Genomic DNA, 19,359 nt, shown 5'->3' with positions numbered 1-19,359 from the left:
TGCACTCCTGTTGACTCGACAGGGCCGTCAAGCGGCAATCGCGCGGCATCGTGTCGCTGCGTCCAGGGGCGGGCCGCGGTGATGGCGGCATCCGCCGTCGAGTGCACTCATTGCCAGGTGCATGACGATAGGAGGGCGGTGCACGCCGCTGTAATTCTGCCGAGGATCGTGGTGGCACGCTCCCGAACGTGCCACCACGGACTGTGGGCTCAGGCGCTCAGGCGCTCAGGCGCTCAGGATCCCGGTCAGGATCTCGACGACCTTGCCGTTGAGCTCGCCGGGCGCCGCCGGCAGGTTCTGCTTGATCAGCTTGGTCATGTCGTCCGCGACGATCTCCGGCTCGTCGGCCGCGAGCGCGTCGAGGGTGAGCGTAGCGATCGCGGCCGGGTCGTTCTTCAGGACGGCCGGGGCGTAGGACACCATCTCGGTGTCCATGTATCCGACGTAGAGGCCCGAGACCAGGATTCCGCGCGGGGCCAGCTCCTGCCGCAACACGTTGGTCATGGCCCATTCCGCGGCCTTCGCGCCGTTGTAGGCGCCGTAGTCCGGCCAGTGGATCCAGGAGAGCTGGGAGCAGACGTTCAGGATCGCGCCGCCGCCGTTGCCCTCGATGACCGGGGCGAAGTGGCGGGTGACGTTGAGGGTCCCGAAGTAGGAGACCTCCATCTCGTGACGGATGCTCTCGAAGTCGCCGTCCATCAGGTGGGCGCGGCTGTGGGTTCCGGCGTTGTTGATCAGCAGGGTGGCGTCGGATGCCGTCTTGGCCGCAGCCGCCACCGACTCGGGGTCGGTGATGTCCAGCTGGAGCGGGATGGCTCCGGGCGTCTGGACCGTTTCCGGCCTGCGGGCTGCAGCGTACACCTTGGCGCCACGTTCGATGAGCTGCGACACGAGGTGCTGGCCGAAGCCGCGGTTTCCGCCTGTCACCACGACCACGGAGTCTTCGAGTTTCACGGGGGCTTCCTTTCAAAGTTGGATGTCTTCCATAATCTAAGAGGTTCGGCGGGATGTCAACTTAGATGAGGGTTACCATTTAAATTAGGCGGTGATCATCCGCTTCGGGCGAAGGAGGAGGACATGGCCAAGGCGACACGTGCCGAGGCGGCGAAGCACCGCGACGAGGTGGTGACCGCGGCCGCCAGGCTGTTCCGTGAACGCGGGAGCTCCGCGGTCAGCGTTCAGGAGGTCATGTCGGCGGCCGGACTGACCCACGGCGGCTTCTACAAGCAGTTCGCGTCGAAGGAGGAGCTGACGGGTCTCGCCGTCGCGGAGTCGTTCGACGGCCTGCTGTCCCTGCTGAACCAGGCCGTTGAGGAGACCACGGACGTCTCCGGCCGGCGAGCCGGGCTGCTGGACGAGTACCTGACGGCCGAGCACCGCGACTCGCCCGGAACCGGATGCGCCGGCACCGCCTTCGCCACCGACGCCACCCGGGCCGCCGCGGACAGCGCGTTGCGGCGGTCGTACGTCGAGGGCGTGAAGCGTTTCCTTGTGGAGTTCGAACGGGCCATGGACGTGCCCGACGGTGACGGCGAAGCCATCAGGCGCCGCGCGGTCTTCGATGTCGCGGCCATGGTGGGAGCACTCACGCTGGCGCGGGCCACGGCCGGAGACCCGCTGTCGGAGGAATTCCTGACCGCGGTCCGCGGCATCTTGATCGGCGCGTGAGCCAGGCGGTCCGGTCACCGGTCCACTGAGCCCGAATCCACCGGCTGACTTCGTGAGTGCTTGCCTTCGGTGATGGGGGCGGGCTGTTCGGTTGCGGGCGTGGAGCGACCGCTGGTCTGCCAGGGCGGCTTCAAGTTCTCCCCACGCCCGCCTGGCCATCCGCGTCCACCGCCGCCGCACGCCCACCGGCCAGCGCGAGAGCGTCTACGCCGTGACCAGCCTGGACGCCCACCAGGCCGGCCCGGCCGATCTGGCCGCCGCGATCCGCGGGCACTGGGAACCGAGAACTCCTCGCACCACAGGACGCCATGCGAAGGTTGTCATGGACGGTCAGCTCGGTGATGACCCCGCGGCCCTCGGGCACATGGGCCAGCCCCAGCCGCACGACCTCCTCGGCGGGCAGTCCGGTGATGTCGGCGCCGTCGAGCAGGACGCTGCCGGAGCGGGGCCGGACGAGTCCGCCGACGACGCGCAGGAGCGTGGTCTTGCCGGCGCCGTTGGCGCCGAGCACGGCGGTGATTCCGCCCCGGTCCACGCTGATCGACACCGCGTCCAGGGCCCGCACCATGCCGTAGGAGACGATGAGTTCGCGTACCTCAAGCACGGGGGGACTCCTTCCCGGGGCCATCCGAAGCCGGTGCGGCGCTGCCGGACGGCGCCGCCGCGATCCCCTCGCCGACCTCGTCGCCGAGGTACGCCTCGGTGACCAGCCGGCCGTCGCGCACCTCGTCCGGGGTGCCGTGGGCGATGACCTTGCCGATGTCGAGGACGAGGACCCGGTCGCAGACCCGCATGACGAGGTCCATGTGGTGCTCGACGAGGACGACCGCCATCCGTTCGCGCAGGCCCGCGATGACCTCGCCGAGGTCGCGCAATGCCGTCCTCGGACAGCCCCGACGCCGGTTCGTCGAGCAGCAGCAGCCGCGGCTCGCCGACCAGCGCCCGGGCGAGCGCGACCTGCTTGCCCACCCCGTAGGGGGTTCCCCGGGCAGTCGGCCGGCCCAGTCCGCGGCGCCGAGTTCCCGCAGGACGGCCAGCGAGCGGTGGCGCAGCAGGCGCTCGTCGCGGTCCGAACGGGGCAGGCCCAGCAGCGCGGAGGCGGAGTGCGCCCGCGCGTGCCGGGTCGCCCCGACAGCACCGCGCCGACCTGGGCGCCGTCCCGGCTCGAAGCGCGCCGCGCCGGACCGGTCGTGCCGCACATCCCGTCAAGCGGGTCGGGCGCAGGGGGGCCGTGTGCCGACGGTGCGGGAGGAGGCTGGACCACGGCCCGGCATTGGGCCCCCGGTGGCCGAGGGGAGCCCGGACGCGCGTTGGCGTGCCGCGGGCGTCGCGCCTCCGTCCCCGCACGAGGCGAACCCGGTGTCCTCGCCGGCCCGGTGCCGGCAGCGGGCCCGCAACCGAAAGTCCGCTGCGACCCACTGCCCCCCCGCATCGCCGGCGCTGTCCCGCTCCGCGGTCGCCGCCTCCGCGGCGATCTTCGTGAGCAGACCCTGGGCATCTCGGTCACGCCCCTGACCACCGCCCTCGGCGTGGGCGGTCTCGCCGTCGTGCCGGCTCTGCGGGACGTGCTCGCCGACCTCATTCGCGGGCGTGCACATTTCGCGTCCAAGACAGTGCAGCCCGGCGACTGCATACGCCTCGGCAGCGGCGAGAAGGTTATGTCGTCGCCCCCAGCGTGCCGTGGCGAAGCCGGCCGGGAGGCGTTCCAGGCGAAGCGCCGCCGCCACCGCGGGAGGGGACGTGCCAGCGCGATCATCGCGCAGGAGCGTGACCCCGACCCTTGGGCCGTTCCACCTCGGTTTCCCCGTTCGATGCCCCGCGCTCGGAAAGCGTTAAAAAGCGCTCCCTCGGCTGGAACCCGGAGGAGGACCCGCGTAGACAGAGTCGTACGGGCTTCAGGCTGGGCTGGTCGCGGTGGACGGATCGCCCACCGAGCCCTGTCTTTCGGGAGACGATCCCGCCCCATCGTCCACCGTGAAAGGAACGATCGGTGAGTCCCCGCGCCCTCGACCGGATCTGCTTCGGGCTGCCCGCGTCTTTGCATGAAGTCCTCGCAGGGACGGGAAGCCTTGACATCTCCGCATTCGATGGCTTCGCGGCAGATGCCCACGCGGTGATCGAGGTGTACCGGGACGTGGTGGCGCATCCGCCCCTAGGGCTGACGCGAGAGCAGGCCCTACGGGCACTCGTGCGGATTCCGTCCCACCGCCTCACCGATCTGACTCGGGAGAGGCTGGACGAACGGCTGCTGGCCGCCCCCCGACAGGACTGGCCGCAAGGGACGGGGAGCGCCGCCGCGCCGGAGACACGCGCCGAGGTGGTCGACCGCACCCCTGCGGCCAAGCCGGCCGGACCCGTTTCCGAGGAGGCCGTCGCGCCGCGTCCGGCGGTTCCGTCGCGCGAGCCGATCCGTCCCGAGCAGTGGCGGTCCCGTCGGCAGGACGCTCCTGCCGCGCTGCTGCGCACCGAGAGGTTCGATCCCGGACGGGATCCGTCCCAGCAGGCGCCGGGCAGGTTGCACGGCCGCATGACTCTCATCCGGATGTGGATCGGTCGGATCCAGGCGTACGACGGGCGCTGGGTGCGCAGTCTCTCCCTCAACCTTCCGGTACGGCTCGGCCAGGGGTTCGGCCCCGAACAGCTGGATGATTTCCAGAACCGGATGCGCGAGCTGCTGGACCGCCATGTCAACCGCGGTCTCACGTTGCCTGGTTCGGGTGACCAGGTCCACTTCGACCTGTCGTTCACCCTCGCCCCGGAGCACCCCGAGGCGATCGAGCTGAGCAGGACCACCGGCCCCGCCCCCTCCGACCAACTGCACTTCCGTCTGCACGCCGTCGTTCCGTCGGCCACTGCGGAGGCAGCGCAGCGGCTCCGGAACGTGAACGACGCCACCGTGCTGCACGAGGTGATGCACTACGCGGGTCTGCCGGACCGGGCCCAGGACGACAACTCGCTGTTCCGCAGGCTGGCCGGGAGAGCCGACGACCGCGGTGTGATGGCGCGTACCGACGAGCTGCCCGACGTGGTCGTGACGGAGGACGACCTGAGGATTTTCGAAGAGGTCGCCGACTCCGGTCCCGTCGTGCGCAGTCACCCCCTGAAGCCGCTCGCCGAGTTCCCCGGCAAGGCGGCGTACGAAGTCCTGCCGCACGTCGACGAGCGGGACGATCGCTGGGACGTCAGCCAGGCCCCCAGGAGCTGGTCCGCGGAGCTCTCCGCCTACATCCGGAACTACGGCTCCCGGCACGACGGCATCATCGGCATGACGAACATCGAGCCGATCCCGGCTCCTGTGGTCGACGGACTGCATCAGCACGTCATGAGGACTCTGGGTATCCAGGCGTCGGCGGCTGAACACGACCAGGTGATGACGCAGCTGCGCGACCGGCTGAGCGCCGAAGAACTCAGCGTGCACATGCCGTATTTGCGGGGCAGTACCGGCCACCGGGTCATGGTTCAGGTGGCGGGTCGGGAACACAGTGTGGACGTTCGGATGGCGCTGACGTCTCCGACGGCCTCGCAGCGGTACGGGGCCACCGACCTGGAGGAGGACCCCTCAGCGCGCGTGGAACGGCGCGCCCTCGGGATACAGGAGTCGGCCAACGGCGTGTCCGCGGGTACGGTCCGCACGGTGTCGGTGCCCTGGTCCGCTTCGTTCCCCGTTCACGCAGCAGCACTGGTCAAGGGGATCGACGCCGGGCTTTCGCTCGGCCTCACGCACAACGAGCTGTCGCTGTCGACCGTGGTCACCAACGGTGTGCTGTCGTACGGCGTGCTGCGCGGACGTGAACTGTTCCGGCCTGTCGACTTCCAGTCCGTCTGGGAGGTGCGCACCGACGGCTCCGCTTCCAACGCGCCGACGGCATGGGACAAGGCGGAGCACGGCCCGGTCACCATCTGGTTCCCTGAACACCTTTACACCGACTCCGCGGAGGAGCCGCCCAGGCCCGCAGACCTTGACGACCTGCCGGTATGGGGCGTGGAAGACGTCAGGGACCCCGCCAGACTGCTGCTCGGGGTGCGGCGGAAGTTCGCGACCGAGCTGGCGGGCATGTCAGAGACCTCGGCGAAGGATGTGCAGGCGTTCTTCTCCGAATCGGCTCTCCGGGGCACGATCCAGATGCAGCGGCAAGGCGGCGTGCTGTCGCCGACCCTGCTGGACGGCAGCGGCCGGGCGATCGGGGTGTTCCAGCTGACCACCGAAGTCGTCCCCGGCAAGGCCGTCTCCGGTACCAAGCGCAAGGTCATCCTGGAAAGCCACCTCCAGCAGATCACGAGGGTGGACAGCTCGGCCAAGGTGTCCAGCGGTCTGAGTCTCGACGGCAGCGCGGGCCCGTCGCTGACCTCTGCCCGCCAACCGGTGATCACGGGTGGCGCTCTTGGCAAACTCGGCGGGAAGTGGCAGACCAGCGACTCGCTCGCCTCGGGCGGCTCGGCCGTCATGATGCACTCCGTGCGCAGCAACCGGGACCAGTCACTCGTCCCGGCCCAGGTGAGGCACACCGTCACCCTCATCCGTGCCCGTGGCGGCTTCGTCACACACGACTTCGGGCCCTGGGAAAACGGAATGCACTTGCGCGTTCTCAACGCGAAGTCCGCACGCGGGGAGGTGCCTGACCCCGCCACCACCCTGCGGAAATTGCCGGCGGAGTTGGAGCATCTCCAGAGTGTCGGAGTGTCCGCGGCTCCTTTCAAGGTGGAGGGAACGGAGGTCCTGTTCGACCGGGCCGAGAAGTGGCTGCGCCGGGAGGGTTTTCTGCCGCCGGCCACGCCGACAGCGTGGTGGCCCTTCAGCGAGGCGCGGGTGCAGGCCCAGCTGGCGAACCTGCGCCGTTTCGAGCAGGCGCGTTCCTGGGCAGGTCTGCGCTCCGCGGTCGACAACATGGTCGACGGCGGGCAGACGCTGTACTTCGACCAGCCCGGCGCCGCCGGCGGGACACGTCGGGTGCAGCTCCGGCTGTCGGCGTCCCGGGACGTCAGCAAGCCCACCCGGCATGTGCGACACCTGCCCGACATCCACCTCATCGGCATGTCGACGTTCAGCGTCGGCGGCTCCCAGCAGCACGGCTACAGCTACGGCTGGCAGGCCGGCGTCGGCGGCGGTCCGAAGCTCCCTGTCGGGACGGCCGGCAAGCCGTGGACGCTCGGCCCCAGCCTCGACTACACCCACTCCCGGCAGACCGGACACACGTCCACCGTCGGCGCCGGTCTCAGCCAGGACCAGTTCTACCGAAACTCCTCGGTGGGGGGTTACGACGACCAGGAGCAGAGCGTCGAGTCCTTCCGGATCCCGGCGCGGTTCGCGCTCGACGTCTACGAAGCGACGAGCAGCGACCCCACGGTGCGGTTCGCCGAGCCCGTCGCTGGAGACCGGACGGACGCCGCGGAACAAGGCGCCGCAGCGCACACCGTGCCCGGAAGCATCACGCTCCTGGTGCCGCGTCGGCGTACGATCGAGCCGACGCGACCGGACGAGGCCGCCCTTCCGGCCCCGAGGATCCGTGCGTCCGACCGGAACGACGAGCGCCGCCTGGCCATGACGGACGAGGCGGGCAGCACCGTCCCGGGGGCGACCAGGCTCCCCGACGACGCCATCGTCGACACGATGCATGCCTCGGCCGCGCTGAGGGACGCGTTCCACCAGATCATCACGGGTACCCAGCCGGGTGCGAGTACGCAGCACGGAACGCTCGGGGCAGTGCGGCAGACCGCTGCCGCATGGACTCCGCAGCCCCTGGCCACGGCTGCGAACTGGTTTTCGCGGAAACTGGTCGGAGCCGCGGCGCACGACCAGACCACGTCCGCCGCCGAGGCTCTGCACGCCGTGCTGAGCACGGCCAACCTGACCGCCCGCGCCCACCAGATCTTCAGCGGCTCCTACGTCGTGGAGGGACTGACCCTGCCGGGCCTGGCCTCCGACGAGGAAATCTCGATCGAGCTCCAGGGCTATCTGCACCAGCCGAAGCACATCAGCACCGGAGGCCAGTACTTCGAGACGGACCTCGGTGCCATGGACACCGCGTCGCAGCACCTGAGCAAGTCGAGCGGGCACCAGACCGCGATCGCGCTCAACGCGCAGCAGTCGGCTCCCCGAGTCGTTCCCGGTCACGCCGCCGGCCAGGGCAAGCCGTCAGCTTTGCCCGGTTCCTCCGCGCGGTACGGCCAGACCCGACGGACGGAGCAGAGCGACACGCTCACGTCGACCACCGGCGTGATGCGGCTGCCGACCGAGAGCGGCACCCAATACCGCATGGGCGCCGACGCGACGATCCTCCTCACCGTCCGCCGGGGAACCCGGAACGTGGTCGGCAACACGGTGAACCTCGGAAGCGCGCCGCCGGTCACGGTCGCCGTCGACCTGCCGCGCGGGGTCCAGTTCATGATGAGCGCGGCACAACTGCTGGACTACGAGCGGTGGTTCCGGAACGTCGACGGCCTGACCCCGCCCCAACGGCCTCTCGCTGATCTCCCCCTGCCGGAACGGTTCGTCCATACGCGCGAGCTCGGCTCGGCGAGCGTCCTGTCGGTCACGCAGCTCAGCGACGCCCCGGACCCGGTCACCGGTCGCCTGTACGAACAGCGCGACCGGCTGCGCCGGGTCCTGACCGACCTGGTGGAACAGGAGGCGCCGGGTGCCACGCAGCCAGGTCATGCGTCCTATATGCCCGGTGTGATGGCCAGGATCGCCGACGCCACGTCGCCGAGCGCCCTGCGCGTGCTGGCCGGCCGCGGCCCCGCGGGCGTTCTGCGGTTCCATTTCCGCCACGTGGCCTACGGCCGTGCCCGCCTGGTGGAAGTCGCACTGAGTGCCAAGCCGAGCCAGGACGCCGCCGGCCTGCGCACCGTGCGCGGCTATAACGCGGGGGCCCTCGGCAGCGGCATGGAGCAGATGCACCTGCATGCCCCGGCGAACACCACGCGAAGCGTCACCACCACCCGCCAGCACAACACCACGGTCACCCCCAACGCCAACTACCTGCGCCCCGCCGAGGACACCCGGACGGACCGGACCGCTCCCGCCCTCTCCCTCAGCGCCACGCGCTCCCAGACCGCCAGGGTCTCCGCGACCGATGAGCAGCGCTTCTGGTTTCGCACCGAAACCGCGGCACAGTTCGTGGTCCTGTACAACTACATCGGCGAGGTGCGCTCCGAACTCGTCACCGAGTGGCCGCCCAACGTCATCACCGGAGTGCCCGAAGAGGGCATCCGCGCCTACGCGAGCGACGGGACGAGCGTGTCCGCCTGGGCGCAGCGGATGCTGAACGGCCGGCCGGTGCGCACCGCGACGGTACCGGTGCGCCTCGGCCTGAGGTTCCCGGCCGAGGAAACGGCCAAGCCCGCACAAGAGATCGATCTCCTGGCGCCCGGTGTCTCGACCCGCCATCCGGCCGAAACGCCGCATGCCACTCCGGGGGAGAACCGCATCGCCGACGGCCTGCGCCTCGTACCCACCGGGCCCACTCCGGTGTTCCACGTCAACTTCCACACCGAGCTCGTCCAGGCCCTGCACGAGGTCGCACCACGGCTGTCCAGCGACTGGCAGCAGCTGTCCGCCTCCTCCTCCGCGGAGACCGTCGCCGTACGCTTCGGGGAACTCATCCAGGCCGGGAAGATCAGCCTCGACCTTCCCCGTTCGGTCAGCATGACCAGCTCCATGCCGGGTGCCTATCCCGGGGAGGAGCCGCAGGAAGCCCCCGCCACGTTGCAGATCGCCGTCTACAACCCCCGGCGCATCACCGACGCGGGCGGTGTCACCCTCGACCGGCTGCACATCCCCGCCACAGCCGCCGGCAGTACCACCACGGCCGGCAATGCAGCCGCGCTGAACGTGCAGACCGCCTACGACGCCGGTATGTCGCACACCGTGGGCGCGACGGTGCCTTTGCTGGCGCAGCAGCCGATCAGTCAGAGTCTGAGTTCGGGCACCATGAGCCATCGCCGGGAGTGGTTCAAGCTCGGCCCCGCTGTCGGAGGACCCCTGCCGCTGACGGGTAAGGAGCCGGGCAACCGCACCTACGAGGCAACCGTGGACATGGTCATCACGGTCGCCGGCCCGGAAGGCGTACGGCACGTCACCGGCAGCGCGGTGACACGGCTGCTGGAGCGGGACGTTCTCGGTTTCGGCGTCACCGACGAGCGTACCTCGCGGAACGTGTACGACGTGCGGTCGATGCTCGCCGACCAACCCGAGCAGCACCTGCGGAACTGGGCCACCCATCCGCTGGCCGACCTGCCGGAGGCACTGGCCCGGCGACTCGACCCGGCCGACCGGCAGGGCGTTCAGCTGTGGCTCGCCCCCGGCGCCGAGGGCGGCGCGAAACTGCTGGGACGGGCCCTGTACGCGGCATCCCGGACCGCCGTCACCGCCGACCGCGACGTGGAGCTCGTGTTCCGTACCGAGGCCGGTTGGCAGTACTGGCTTTTCGATCGCACCGGGTCGCTCATAACCGCCGATGCCCGGGTCGCCGGTGCCTATGAGAAGTTCGCGGCCGAGGTCGGGACGATCACTGAGAGTGCCGGCAAGCAGCGAGAAGCTCGTGCTGCGGAAGAGAAGCTGCTCGGCGAGAGGAAGTCGCTCGCGGAGCAGCAGACCGCCATTGACGACGAGTTCACGGCCGCCCAGAAAGAGTTCGACGCCGCCAAGGAGGAGTTCGACAAGCTCGCCGCCGCCAAGCGGAAGCTCGACGACGACGCCGCTGAGCAGGGGCTGACCGGCGCCGAAGCCGGCAAGGAGGAGACTCGCGGGCTTTCGGGCGAACTCAACTCGGCTCAGGAGCGGCTGGATGCGGCCGAGCGCCGCCACGGACCGGCGACTCGGGCCCGCGACAAGCACAACGAACGGCTGGCCGAGCTGGACAAGAACATCGGCACGTCCCGCGATGACCAGACGCGGCACGGTAATCAGCAGACGCAAGCCGAGGGACACCTGCCCGGACTGGCACACGATCTCGTCCAGTTCCGTCAGACCGCCGGCGAGGGACTGGTCAGCGTACCTCTGTCCTCGCTGGCCGCGGGTCCCGCCCGGTGGCCCGGTAGCACCGTCCCGTTTGTGGACCCGGCGTCCCAGGCGGACACGTCGGCACAGGAGCCGACCACACCCCCCGAGCGCACAGCCCGCGTAACCGGCACCTCCACACAGGACCGTGAGCTGCTCCACCCGGCACGGCGACCGGCCGAGGATCTACGGGAGGAACCCGGCACCCACGACCCGCACACCACCCGCTACCTCACCTCGTCCATGGCCACCGCGCCACCGGTCTCCATCCGCACCGCAGCCGCCACGAGCAAGGTCGGACCGCAAGGGGGTCACACGGCTTTCATCGGAATGGCGAACACCGATGACAGCATGGTCAACGGGCTTCGAGAGTCCTTGCGGACGCAGATCACGCAACTGGCCGACGAGGTCGTGTCCCAGGACGCCCTGCTCGATGACGTAGCGGCGTTCAAGAAGGAGCTCAAGCGGACTGTCCTGTCCGACTCCCGTGTGCAGGTCCTCAACCTCAAGCTGGCGGAGTACCCCGTACCCGGCCACGTCGCGACCGTGAAGCCCCACCAGGCATCAGCCTCGTATGCGGACGTCGTCTTCGACCAGTGGTGGGACAACCGCTTCCTTGACGCCGACGGCGGGGCGCTCTTCGGGCAGGGCCGCCCGATCGAGGAGGTAACCGAACCAGAGGCGGGTGTTCGCACCGGTCCGGCTGACGGGGCGCCCGTGTCCGCGAGCCGTGAGGACGTGCCGCTTACCGCGCAAGAAGCCGCCTTGCCCGAGGCGGAAGCGCACCCCCGGAAGGACCGGCACACGGCCGAAGCGCCCCCCGGCCCCTTCGTCGGGACGCGGGCTGAAGCCGCGGAACCGGCGCGCACCGGTCAGGGATCCGCCATGGCCTTCCTGGACGCGCCGCGACCGGTTTCCCTCGACGTCGCGGGCGGGCCTGCGGCTACCGGCGCCGCGCGGGAGGCGCCCGAGGAAACCCCGTCGCATGGGGATAGGTTGAGTCAACTGCGCGAGGATCGCACCGCGGGGTCCGCAGAGCGGTCCCTCGCGCACAGCTCCCTGCGGTCGTGGGGCCGGGTGCCGGAGCCCGGCGGCGCCGCGAAGGGGCTGGTGCGGGCGACCGGCGCGGGCCGTGTCTCCGAGGAACCGCCCGTCGTGGAGGCGGACGCGGCCGGGCCGGCGGTGCCTTCCGAGCTGCTGGTCCTGCACCTGGACCGCATCCTCGCGGCCCTGGGTGCCGCCACAGACGATGCCGGTGCGATGGCCACCCTGGGCGGCGACCTGGCGAAGCACATCGCTGGACATTGGGGTTCCCGGACGCCGGGGGTCGTGACCCTCGTCGTCGACGTCCAGCACGTGGGCGCGGTGTCGGCGGCCATCAGCCACGCGGCGAACGCGTTGCAGGCCACCATCCGGGTCCGACTGGGAGGGGACGGCCCGGAGGTGAATTTCTGCCCGTCCTCCTGACGGGGCTCGGCCCCCGGCGACTGGTGACGGCCGCATGCGTCGGCACCAGTCGCCGGAATCCGGCTCAGGGTGGGTCTGCGGTGGTGCGTCGATCGCTCGCACATGCGGCGGCTCACGCCGTTTCGCGTAGATCATTTCGCTGAGAAAACCTCATTCGTCCGCCGTTGCGCCGCAGCGCAGCCAGCACCAATAGGCCGATCGTCGTACGTTGGTCCCGCAGACGACCTCGCCGGCGTTGCCCTACGCAGCGATCGAGGCGCGTCTCCCCACCAGCGGTCGAGTCGTCACAGGGTTCCGGGTGGCCAAGCCCCCTGAGCCATCCGGCGGCGGAACAGCCACAGCCGTACCTGGAACCCCTGGGTTCCGCCGATCCTACGAGTGACCGGTGCGAACCCGTGAAGAAGATAGGGCGACAGTCATGCGGGCCCGAAGGTCAGCGGCCCTCCTGAAGGAGCACCAAGAACATCCGGGGGCCGTCACCCCTCGGTGTTGAGCCGCCCCGAGCGAAACGCCCCGACCTGGTGGGGCAGGCCGGCGAAGCCCGCTTCGGCGAGTGCCTCGGCGATGCCCGGCAGCGCCGCCATCAGGGCCACGAGGGGCGGATCCACCTCGACGCGGGTCCGGTCTCCGAGGTCTCGGACCCGAAGGTCCCGCGGGTGCAGCCCGGCCTCGGCCGCCAGCGCCCGTACGGCCGCTTCCGCGCGGTCCACGCGTGCCAGGCGGTAGGAGGTGACCTCGACGCCGTAGCGGACACGGCTGGCCAGGCAGGGAGTGGCAGGTTTGTCCCAGGTGGGCAGCGACCAGTGCCGGCTGAGGCGGCGTACGTCCGCCTTCGTCAGGGCGGCGTCCAGGAGGGGCGTGCGGATGCCGCGCTCCCGCCCGGCGCGGATGCCCGGGCGGTAGGGGTCCGCCGCGTCGTCGGCGTTGGTGCCGGTGGCCACCACGTCGAAGCCCCGCTCGCGAGCGAGTGCGGAGATGGTGTCCAGGACCTCGGACTTGCAGAAGTAGCACCGGTCGGGTCCGTTGGCCCGGTATCCGGCTCGGGCCAACTCATGGGTGCGCGGCGTCAGGTGGACGACGCCGAGGTCGTCGGCCAGGTGCCGCGCGCGGGAGAGTTCGCCGTCGGCCAGGCTCTCCGAGACGGCGGTGACGGCAAGGACCTGCTCCGGCCCGAGCGCCCGTGCCCCCGCGGCGAGGACGAGGGCGGAGTCGGCGCCGCCCGAGTACGCGACGGCGAGGGGACCGCCGAGGGCGCGCACGCGGTCCAGGAGCCGGCGCTCCAGTTCGTCGTCACTGCGCACAGGGTTCCTCCCGGTCCGTCATGCCTGCCCCTTCTCGGCTCAGACGCAGTGCGCGCGCGGCGACGACGCGCAGCGGCAGACCCAGATCCGCGGCCGCGGCCGCCAGGTCGTCGTACTCGGGCTTGGCCCCGTGCGGACCGTGTTTGATCCGGACGGGACGCCCCTCCACGTCGACGCTCTCGAAGGCGCGTGGCAGAACCGTGCGCGTCGCGCCGATCCGCCGGATGCCGAGGGTGCCGGTCTCGGCCAGGAGCAGGTCACGCAGCCGTCCTTCGTGGTGCGGGGCGGTGAGGACGTGCAGGACGTGCGCGGGCCGGCCCTTCTTCATCACCGCGGCCGTCGTCCAGGCGTCGAGTGCGCCCGCGTCCAGCGCGCGGCTGATGACGTGGCCGAGGAGCTCTCCGGTGACGTCGTCGAGGTTGGTCTCCAGAACGACCACTTCCTCGTTCCCTCCGGCCGGGGTCCGGGCGCCGAGGGTGACGGAGACGACGTTGGGCCGGTCGGGGAGGCTGCGTGTGCCCGCCCCGTAGCCGGTGCGGCCCAGCGTCATGGGCGGGGGCGGGCCGTACCGGGCGCTGACGGCGTGCAGCAGCGCGGCGCCCGTGGGTGTCACCGTCTCCCCGGGGAGGTCGCTGCCCTTGACGCTCGCGCCGGCCAGCAGGGCGAGTGTGGCGGGTGCCGGACAGGGCAGGACGCCGTGCGCGGAGTTCACCTCGCCCCGGCCGAGTGGCAGGGGCGCGCTCACGACCTCGGTGACGCCGAGGGCGTGCAGGGCCGCGGCGCTGCCGACGATGTCGACGAGCGCGTCGTGCCCGCCGAGTTCGTGGAGGTGGACGTCCGCCGGGTCGGTATCGTGCAGCCGCCCCTCCGCCTCGGCGACGGCGGTCAGGGCGGCGACGGCGATGTCCGCCACGGGCCGGGGAGCCGCCCGGGTGGCGAGGTCGAGCACCTCGGCGGCGCGGCGCTCGGTGTACGGATCGGAGACCTCCACGCGCACGCGGGTGGCGGACAGCCCGTGGTCGGTGACGCGTTCGGCCGTCAGGTCCCAGCCTGTCAGGCCGGTGGCGGCGACGGCGGCCCGGATCCGGTCGAGCGGTGCTCCCGCGTCGATCAGGGCGCCCAGCAACATGTCCCCGGCCAGTCCTGTGAAGGGGTTGATCCAGCAGATCATGCGCTGCCCCCGTGATCAGCCGTCGGGCGGGAGACGGCGATGCGGTGGACCGCCATGGCCGCGGAGAACCCCGAGTCGATGTTGACCACGGTCACTCCGGCCGCGCAGGAGGCGTGCATGGCGAGCAACGCGGTGACACCCTCCAGCGAGGCGCCGTACCCGGTGGAGACCGGCACCGCCACGACGGGGGCGCGCACGAGGCCGCCGACGACACTGGCGAGGGCGCCCTCCATGCCCGCGACGACGATCACCGCGTCGGCGGACCGCAGCAGTTCGCGGACCCGCAGGACGCGGTCGAGTCCCGCGACTCCCACGTCGTGGACGACCGTCGTCGCCAGCCCGACGGCGGATGCCACAGCGGTGGCCTCGGCGGCCACCGGGCGGTCGGACGTCCCGGCGGCGGCCACCACGACGTGGAAGCCGGCGGGGGCGGCCGGTCGCCACAGCAGCAGCCGGGCCTCCTCGTCGTACGATCCGGCGTCCACCCGCTCCAGGACGGCCGCCGCCGTGTCGGGGGCCACGCGGGTGGCGAGGACGGGCCCGCTGTTGTGCTCGAGGAGACCGGTGACGATGCCGGCGATCTGCGCCACGGTCTTGCCGGGGCCGTACACGACTTCCGGAAGCCCCTGCCGTGCCTCGCGGCCGATGTCGACTCGTGCGTACCCCAGATCCAGAACCTCGTTCACGCCCGGCCTCCTTCGACGTACGGGATGGTCTGCGGACCTTCCGGCAGAACGCACAAGCGGGCGTCGGGGCCCGCGGCGGCCAGCGCCTCCGCGACGGTGTCGGAGATGTCGTGGGTCTGCTCCAGATGCGCCGAGGCCAGCTCCGCGTCGCTGAGGAAGGAGGTGTGCATGATGACGCGGCTGCCCGACTGGATGCGGGCCTGGATCTGCACCTGCCACTGGTCGGGAACCGTCTCGGTCCGCGCGGTGATCTCGTCGAGCAGCGCCTGGGGGGAAGGGGCGGAGGCCAGCACACTGCGGTACGAGCCGTGGTCGGGGAAGCCGTCACGGCACTCGGCCGCGCACACGATCGTTCCTCCGGGCCGGACCACCTGATAGGCGGCCGACATTCCCTTGACCGCCTGGTAGAGGTTCTGGTCCAGCGGAAATCCGGAGTTGGTGGTGACCACGACGTCGAAGGGCGCCGGTACGGGGCGCATCGCCATCCGCGCGGCCGCGGCGGTGGCGGCGGCGTGCATCGGCAGCAGATCGCCGCCGAACGCGGCGACGACGTCCTTGTCGCGGTTGAGCACCACGTCCAGGGCGAAGGTGACACCGGTGGCCTCGGCGATGGCGCGGACGTCGTCGTGGACCGGGTTTCCCCGGGTGATGCCCCAGGTGGCGCGCGCGTCGCCGATGCGCGCCGCGTCGTGCAGCACGAGCACGGTCTCCAGGGCCGCGAGCCCCGGGGCGACGAGCTTCGGGCCGCCGGAGAAACCGGCGAAGAAGTGGGGTTCGACGAAGCCGGTGGTGATCCGGACGTCCGCCTCCGCCCACTCCCGGTTGAGCCACACCGGGACGCCGTTGCCGTGCCTGCCCATCCACTTCAGCTGCCCCGCGTCGCGGGCGTCGTGGTTGACGATGCGCACGGTGTCCACGATCTCGTCACCGAACATCGCCCTCAACTCGGACGTGTCGTTGCCGCGGTGGGTACCCGTCGCCACGAGGATCACCACGTCCTCCCGGTCGACCACGCCGTCCAGTTCGTCCAGGACGGCCGGGATCATCAGGCGCCGGGGCTGCGGACGGGTCCCGTCGCACGCCGAGATGGCGACCGTCTGCCCGGGGCGCACCCTCTCGCGCAGCGGGGGCCCGGCGACCGGGTCGCGCAGGGCCGCGCGCAGCACGGCCGCCTGGTCCGCGGCCGCCTTGTGGTGGACGGGCTCGACGACGGTCGTCCTGCGCGGATCGACGTCGATCTCGAGCCCCGACCGCCCGTAGGCGAGGCGCAGCTTCACCGGACCGCCTCCTCGGCCCCTTCGCCGCCGGTCCGCTCCCGCCTGCGGCCCGCGCCCAGGCGATAGGCGCGTTCCGCGGTCCCGCCGAAGACACGGGAGCGCTCGGCATCGGTGAGGCCGGTGGTCAGCGCCTCGGCGGCGGTGACGACCTCCTCGTAGGAGGCCGCGAGCAGGCACACCGGCCAGTCCGATCCGAACATCACCCGGTCCGGTCCGAAGGCGTCGAGCACCACGTCGGCGTAGGGACGCAGGGCGGCCACGTTCCAGTCGCGACCCGCCTCGGTGACCATGCCGGACAGTTTGCAGAACACGTTCGGACGCGCCGCCAGTTCGCGGATCAGCGAGGCCCAGGGCTCCGTCTCGCCGCCGGCGATGGGCGGCTTGGCCAGATGGTCGAGGACGAACGTGAGTTCCGGCAGCTCGCTGACGGCGGTGATGGCCGCGGGCAGCTGCCGGGGAACGACGAGCAGGTCATAGGCGAGGCCGGCGTCGGCCACCGTGCGCAGCCCGCGGCGCACGTCCGGACGTGTCAGCCAGCCCGGGTCCCGTTCGCCCTGCACGAGATGCCGCACGCCCGCCAGGAGTCCACCGCCGGGTGCCGCCCGCAGGGAGTCGAGCGTGTCGGTGAGCCGGTCCGATGTGAGGTCCGCCCAGCCCACGACACCGGCGACCGTCTCGTCCGCCTCCGCCAGCGCCAGGAAATCCGCGGTCTCGTCGGTGTCGGGCAGGACCTGGACCAGGATCGTGCGGTCGATGCCCGCCGCCGCGGCGGCGGGTGCCAGGTCCGCCAAGGTGAAGTCCCGTCGCACCGGGGCCATCCCGGGTGCGTCGAGCCACGCGTGCACACGGCGTCGAGGCCCGGTGCCGGCGAGCGGAGCGGGATCAAGGGAGGGGGAGGTGGTCGATGCCGGCCGCCAGATGTGGTGGTGTGCGTCGATCCTGTTCATCATCCGTTCCGTTCCATGGCGTCGAGCCTCGCCCAGAGCTCTTCGGGGATCGTCGCGGTGATGTGCGCGACGTTCACGGTGACCTCCTGCGCGCTGCGCGCGCCGATGACGACACCGGTGACAGCCGGGTGCCGCAGTGGAAAACGCAGTGCCGCCGCGGCCAGGGGGACGCCGTACTCGGCGCAGCATGCGCCGAGGGCGAGAGCGTGGCGGCGGACCGCCTCGGGGGCCGGCGCGTAGTCGTACATGGCGTCCGGCGCCAGATTCGCGAGGATGCCGCTGTTGAACACACCGCCGACCAGGACGCCCACCTTGCGTTCGGCGCACGCCGGGAGCAGTTCGTCGGCCGCGCTGCGATCCAGCAGGGAGTAGCGGCCGGCGACGAGCACGCAGTCGAGGTCGGTCTCGGTGACGAAACGGGTGAGCATCGCCGTCTGGTTCATACCCGCGCCGATCGCCCGTACCGCTCCCTCCGCGCGCAGCCGGGCCAGAGCCGGGTAGGCGCCCGTGACGGCCTCCTCCCAGTGCTCGTCCGGATCATGGAGGAGAACGATGTCGAAGGCGTCGAGACCGGAGCGCTCCAGGCTCTCGGCGAGCGAGCGGTAGACGCCTTCGGCACTGTAGTCCCGGACCCTGACGAGCCCGGGTGCGCCGTGGAAGGCCTCGTCGCCCGGAGCGGACGCGCCGGGTACGAGCAGCCGTCCGACCTTTGTCGACACCGTGTAGGCCGAGCGCGGGTGGCCGGCCCCGGTGAGGAAGGCGCCGAGCCGCCGCTCGGCGAGCCCGGCGCCGTAGTGCGGGGCGGTGTCGAAGTACCGGATCCCGGCCGTCCAGGCGGCTTCCAGCGTGTCGGCGGCCTGCCGCTCTCCCACGGCCGAGAACAGACCGCCGAGCGGCGCGGTGCCCACCCCGAGGCGGCTGACGGTCACGTCGGAACGTCCCAGAGGCACCCGCTCGGTGTACCAGGGTCCTTCTGCGGAGAGCATCAGGCCTGCCCGAGGACGTGCCGCTGACGGCCGAGCCGGTCGATCGCCGCCTCGACCACGTCGCCGGGCCGCAGGTAGGCGAAGTCGTTGGCGCCGAAGGCGACCCCGGCCGGGGTGCCGGTGTTGATCACGTCGCCGGGATCGAGCACCATGAACTGGCTGAGGTACCACACGATGTGGTGCACACCGAAGACCATGTCCTTGGTGTGGCCGTCCTGGCGCAATTCGCCGTTGACCCACAGCCGCATCCCGAGGTCCTGGGGGTCCCCGGCCTCATCGGGCGTCACCAGCCAGGGACCGAGCGGATTGAACGTCTCGCAGGACTTCCCCTTGTCCCACTGCCCGCCGCGCTCGTGCTGGAAGGAGCGCTCGCTGACGTCGTCGGCGATGGCGTACCCCGCGATCACCTCGGCAGCGGCGTCGGGGGACTCCAGATAGCGGGCGGTCCGGCCGATGACGGCAGCGAGTTCGATCTCGTAGTCCGTCGCGGTGCTGGTGCGCGGTACGAGGACGGTGTCGTCGGGTCCGACGACCGTGTTGGAGGCCTTCATGAAGACCACCGGCTCCGTCGGCAGGGGCGTCGCGGTCTCCGCGGCGTGATCGACGTAGTTGAGTCCGACGCACACGACCTTTCCGGGACGCGCCACGGGAGCACCGGTGCGCAGGCCGGTGAGGTCGGCGCGCGGGAGGGCGCCGTCGGTCAGGGCGGTGCGGACGCGGTCCGGGCCGTCGCCGGCCAGGAAGGCCCCGTCGATGTCGCCCGTGAGCGGTGTCAGGTCGTAGGCGACGCCGTCGGCGTCGAGGACGGCGGGACGCTCGCGGCCCACGGGGCCGACGCGCAGGAATCTCATGGCGGGT

At 71.2% G+C, this 19,359-nt stretch carries 12 protein-coding genes; 2 read left to right on the top strand and 10 right to left on the bottom strand.

What is annotated here, in order from left to right:
• Positions 1 to 225: 225 nt before the first annotated feature.
• Positions 226 to 954: an SDR family oxidoreductase gene (locus tag ACRWND_RS06655; protein ID WP_431946923.1), complete on the bottom strand. Its 729-nt coding sequence runs from the start codon at positions 952 to 954 to the stop codon at positions 226 to 228.
• A gap of 123 nt (positions 955 to 1,077) precedes the next feature.
• Between ACRWND_RS06655 and ACRWND_RS06650 the strand changes: the two genes are divergently transcribed.
• A complete protein-coding gene (locus ACRWND_RS06650) occupies positions 1,078 to 1,668 on the top strand; it encodes a TetR/AcrR family transcriptional regulator (RefSeq protein ID WP_431946921.1) in 591 nt (196 codons plus the stop codon).
• 130 nt (positions 1,669 to 1,798) lie between these two features.
• Here ACRWND_RS06650 and ACRWND_RS06645 read toward each other — a convergent pair whose 3' ends face one another.
• Both ACRWND_RS06645 and ACRWND_RS06640 read right to left on the bottom strand, forming a co-directional pair.
• Positions 1,799 to 2,272: an ATP-binding cassette domain-containing protein gene (locus ACRWND_RS06645; protein ID WP_431946919.1), complete on the bottom strand. Its 474-nt coding sequence runs from the start codon at positions 2,270 to 2,272 to the stop codon at positions 1,799 to 1,801.
• Positions 2,265 to 2,867, bottom strand: coding sequence for a hypothetical protein (locus ACRWND_RS06640; RefSeq protein ID WP_431946917.1), 603 nt, complete (start codon positions 2,865 to 2,867; stop codon positions 2,265 to 2,267). Before ACRWND_RS06640 ends, ACRWND_RS06645 begins: the two co-directional genes overlap by 8 nt.
• Before the next feature lie 791 nt (positions 2,868 to 3,658).
• Between ACRWND_RS06640 and ACRWND_RS06635 the strand changes: the two genes are divergently transcribed.
• Positions 3,659 to 12,133: a hypothetical protein gene (locus ACRWND_RS06635; RefSeq protein WP_431946915.1), complete on the top strand. Its 8,475-nt coding sequence runs from the start codon at positions 3,659 to 3,661 to the stop codon at positions 12,131 to 12,133.
• Between the two features lie 476 nt (positions 12,134 to 12,609).
• Here ACRWND_RS06635 and larE read toward each other — a convergent pair whose 3' ends face one another.
• Genes larE through ACRWND_RS06600 form a run of 7 tightly spaced genes read right to left on the bottom strand, consistent with a single transcriptional unit; the run spans position 12,610 to position 19,352 of the window.
• On the bottom strand, positions 12,610 to 13,434 hold the full coding sequence (gene larE / locus ACRWND_RS06630) for an ATP-dependent sacrificial sulfur transferase LarE (RefSeq protein ID WP_431946913.1): 825 nt from the start codon (positions 13,432 to 13,434) through the stop codon (positions 12,610 to 12,612).
• Positions 13,424 to 14,605, bottom strand: a complete 1,182-nt coding sequence (gene larC, locus ACRWND_RS06625; protein ID WP_431946911.1) for a nickel pincer cofactor biosynthesis protein LarC — start codon at positions 14,603 to 14,605, stop codon at positions 13,424 to 13,426. Before larC ends, larE begins: the two co-directional genes overlap by 11 nt.
• Complete coding sequence (larB, locus tag ACRWND_RS06620) at positions 14,602 to 15,291, bottom strand: nickel pincer cofactor biosynthesis protein LarB (protein ID WP_431946909.1); 690 nt, start codon at positions 15,289 to 15,291, stop codon at positions 14,602 to 14,604. The genes larC and larB overlap by 4 nt, the downstream gene beginning before the upstream one ends.
• Positions 15,288 to 16,568, bottom strand: coding sequence for a nickel-dependent lactate racemase (larA, locus tag ACRWND_RS06615; protein WP_431946907.1), 1,281 nt, complete (start codon positions 16,566 to 16,568; stop codon positions 15,288 to 15,290). The genes larB and larA overlap by 4 nt, the downstream gene beginning before the upstream one ends.
• Positions 16,565 to 17,515 carry an amidohydrolase family protein gene (locus ACRWND_RS06610; RefSeq protein ID WP_431947023.1) on the bottom strand — a complete coding sequence of 317 codons (951 nt, stop codon included), beginning with the start codon at positions 17,513 to 17,515 and terminating at the stop codon, positions 16,565 to 16,567. Before ACRWND_RS06610 ends, larA begins: the two co-directional genes overlap by 4 nt.
• On the bottom strand, positions 17,515 to 18,501 hold the full coding sequence (locus ACRWND_RS06605) for an aldo/keto reductase (RefSeq protein ID WP_431946905.1): 987 nt from the start codon (positions 18,499 to 18,501) through the stop codon (positions 17,515 to 17,517). The genes ACRWND_RS06610 and ACRWND_RS06605 overlap by 1 nt, the downstream gene beginning before the upstream one ends.
• The gene (locus ACRWND_RS06600; protein ID WP_431946903.1) at positions 18,501 to 19,352 is read right to left on the bottom strand and encodes a fumarylacetoacetate hydrolase family protein; all 852 of its coding nucleotides are present in this window, start codon (positions 19,350 to 19,352) and stop codon (positions 18,501 to 18,503) included. Before ACRWND_RS06600 ends, ACRWND_RS06605 begins: the two co-directional genes overlap by 1 nt.
• Positions 19,353 to 19,359: the final 7 nt, after the last annotated feature.

This window comes from Actinacidiphila sp. bgisy167 (assembly GCF_965342175.1).
Classification (GTDB): Bacteria; Actinomycetota; Actinomycetes; order Streptomycetales; family Streptomycetaceae; genus Actinacidiphila.
Note: the sequence above shows the minus strand (reverse complement) of the source record. Positions and strands in the feature narration are given on the sequence as shown.

What these genes read in the sequence shown, in the direction of transcription:
- ACRWND_RS06650 (WP_431946921.1), top strand. Translation starts at nt 1,078, where the DNA reads ATGGCCAAGGCGACACGTGCCGAGGCGGCGAAGCACCGCGACGAGGTG.
- ACRWND_RS06605 (WP_431946905.1), bottom strand. Translation starts at nt 18,501, where the DNA reads ATGCTCTCCGCAGAAGGACCCTGGTACACCGAGCGGGTGCCTCTGGGA.
- larC (WP_431946911.1), bottom strand. Translation starts at nt 14,605, where the DNA reads ATGATCTGCTGGATCAACCCCTTCACAGGACTGGCCGGGGACATGTTG.
- ACRWND_RS06610 (WP_431947023.1), bottom strand. Translation starts at nt 17,515, where the DNA reads ATGAACAGGATCGACGCACACCACCACATCTGGCGGCCGGCATCGACC.
- ACRWND_RS06600 (WP_431946903.1), bottom strand. Translation starts at nt 19,352, where the DNA reads ATGAGATTCCTGCGCGTCGGCCCCGTGGGCCGCGAGCGTCCCGCCGTC.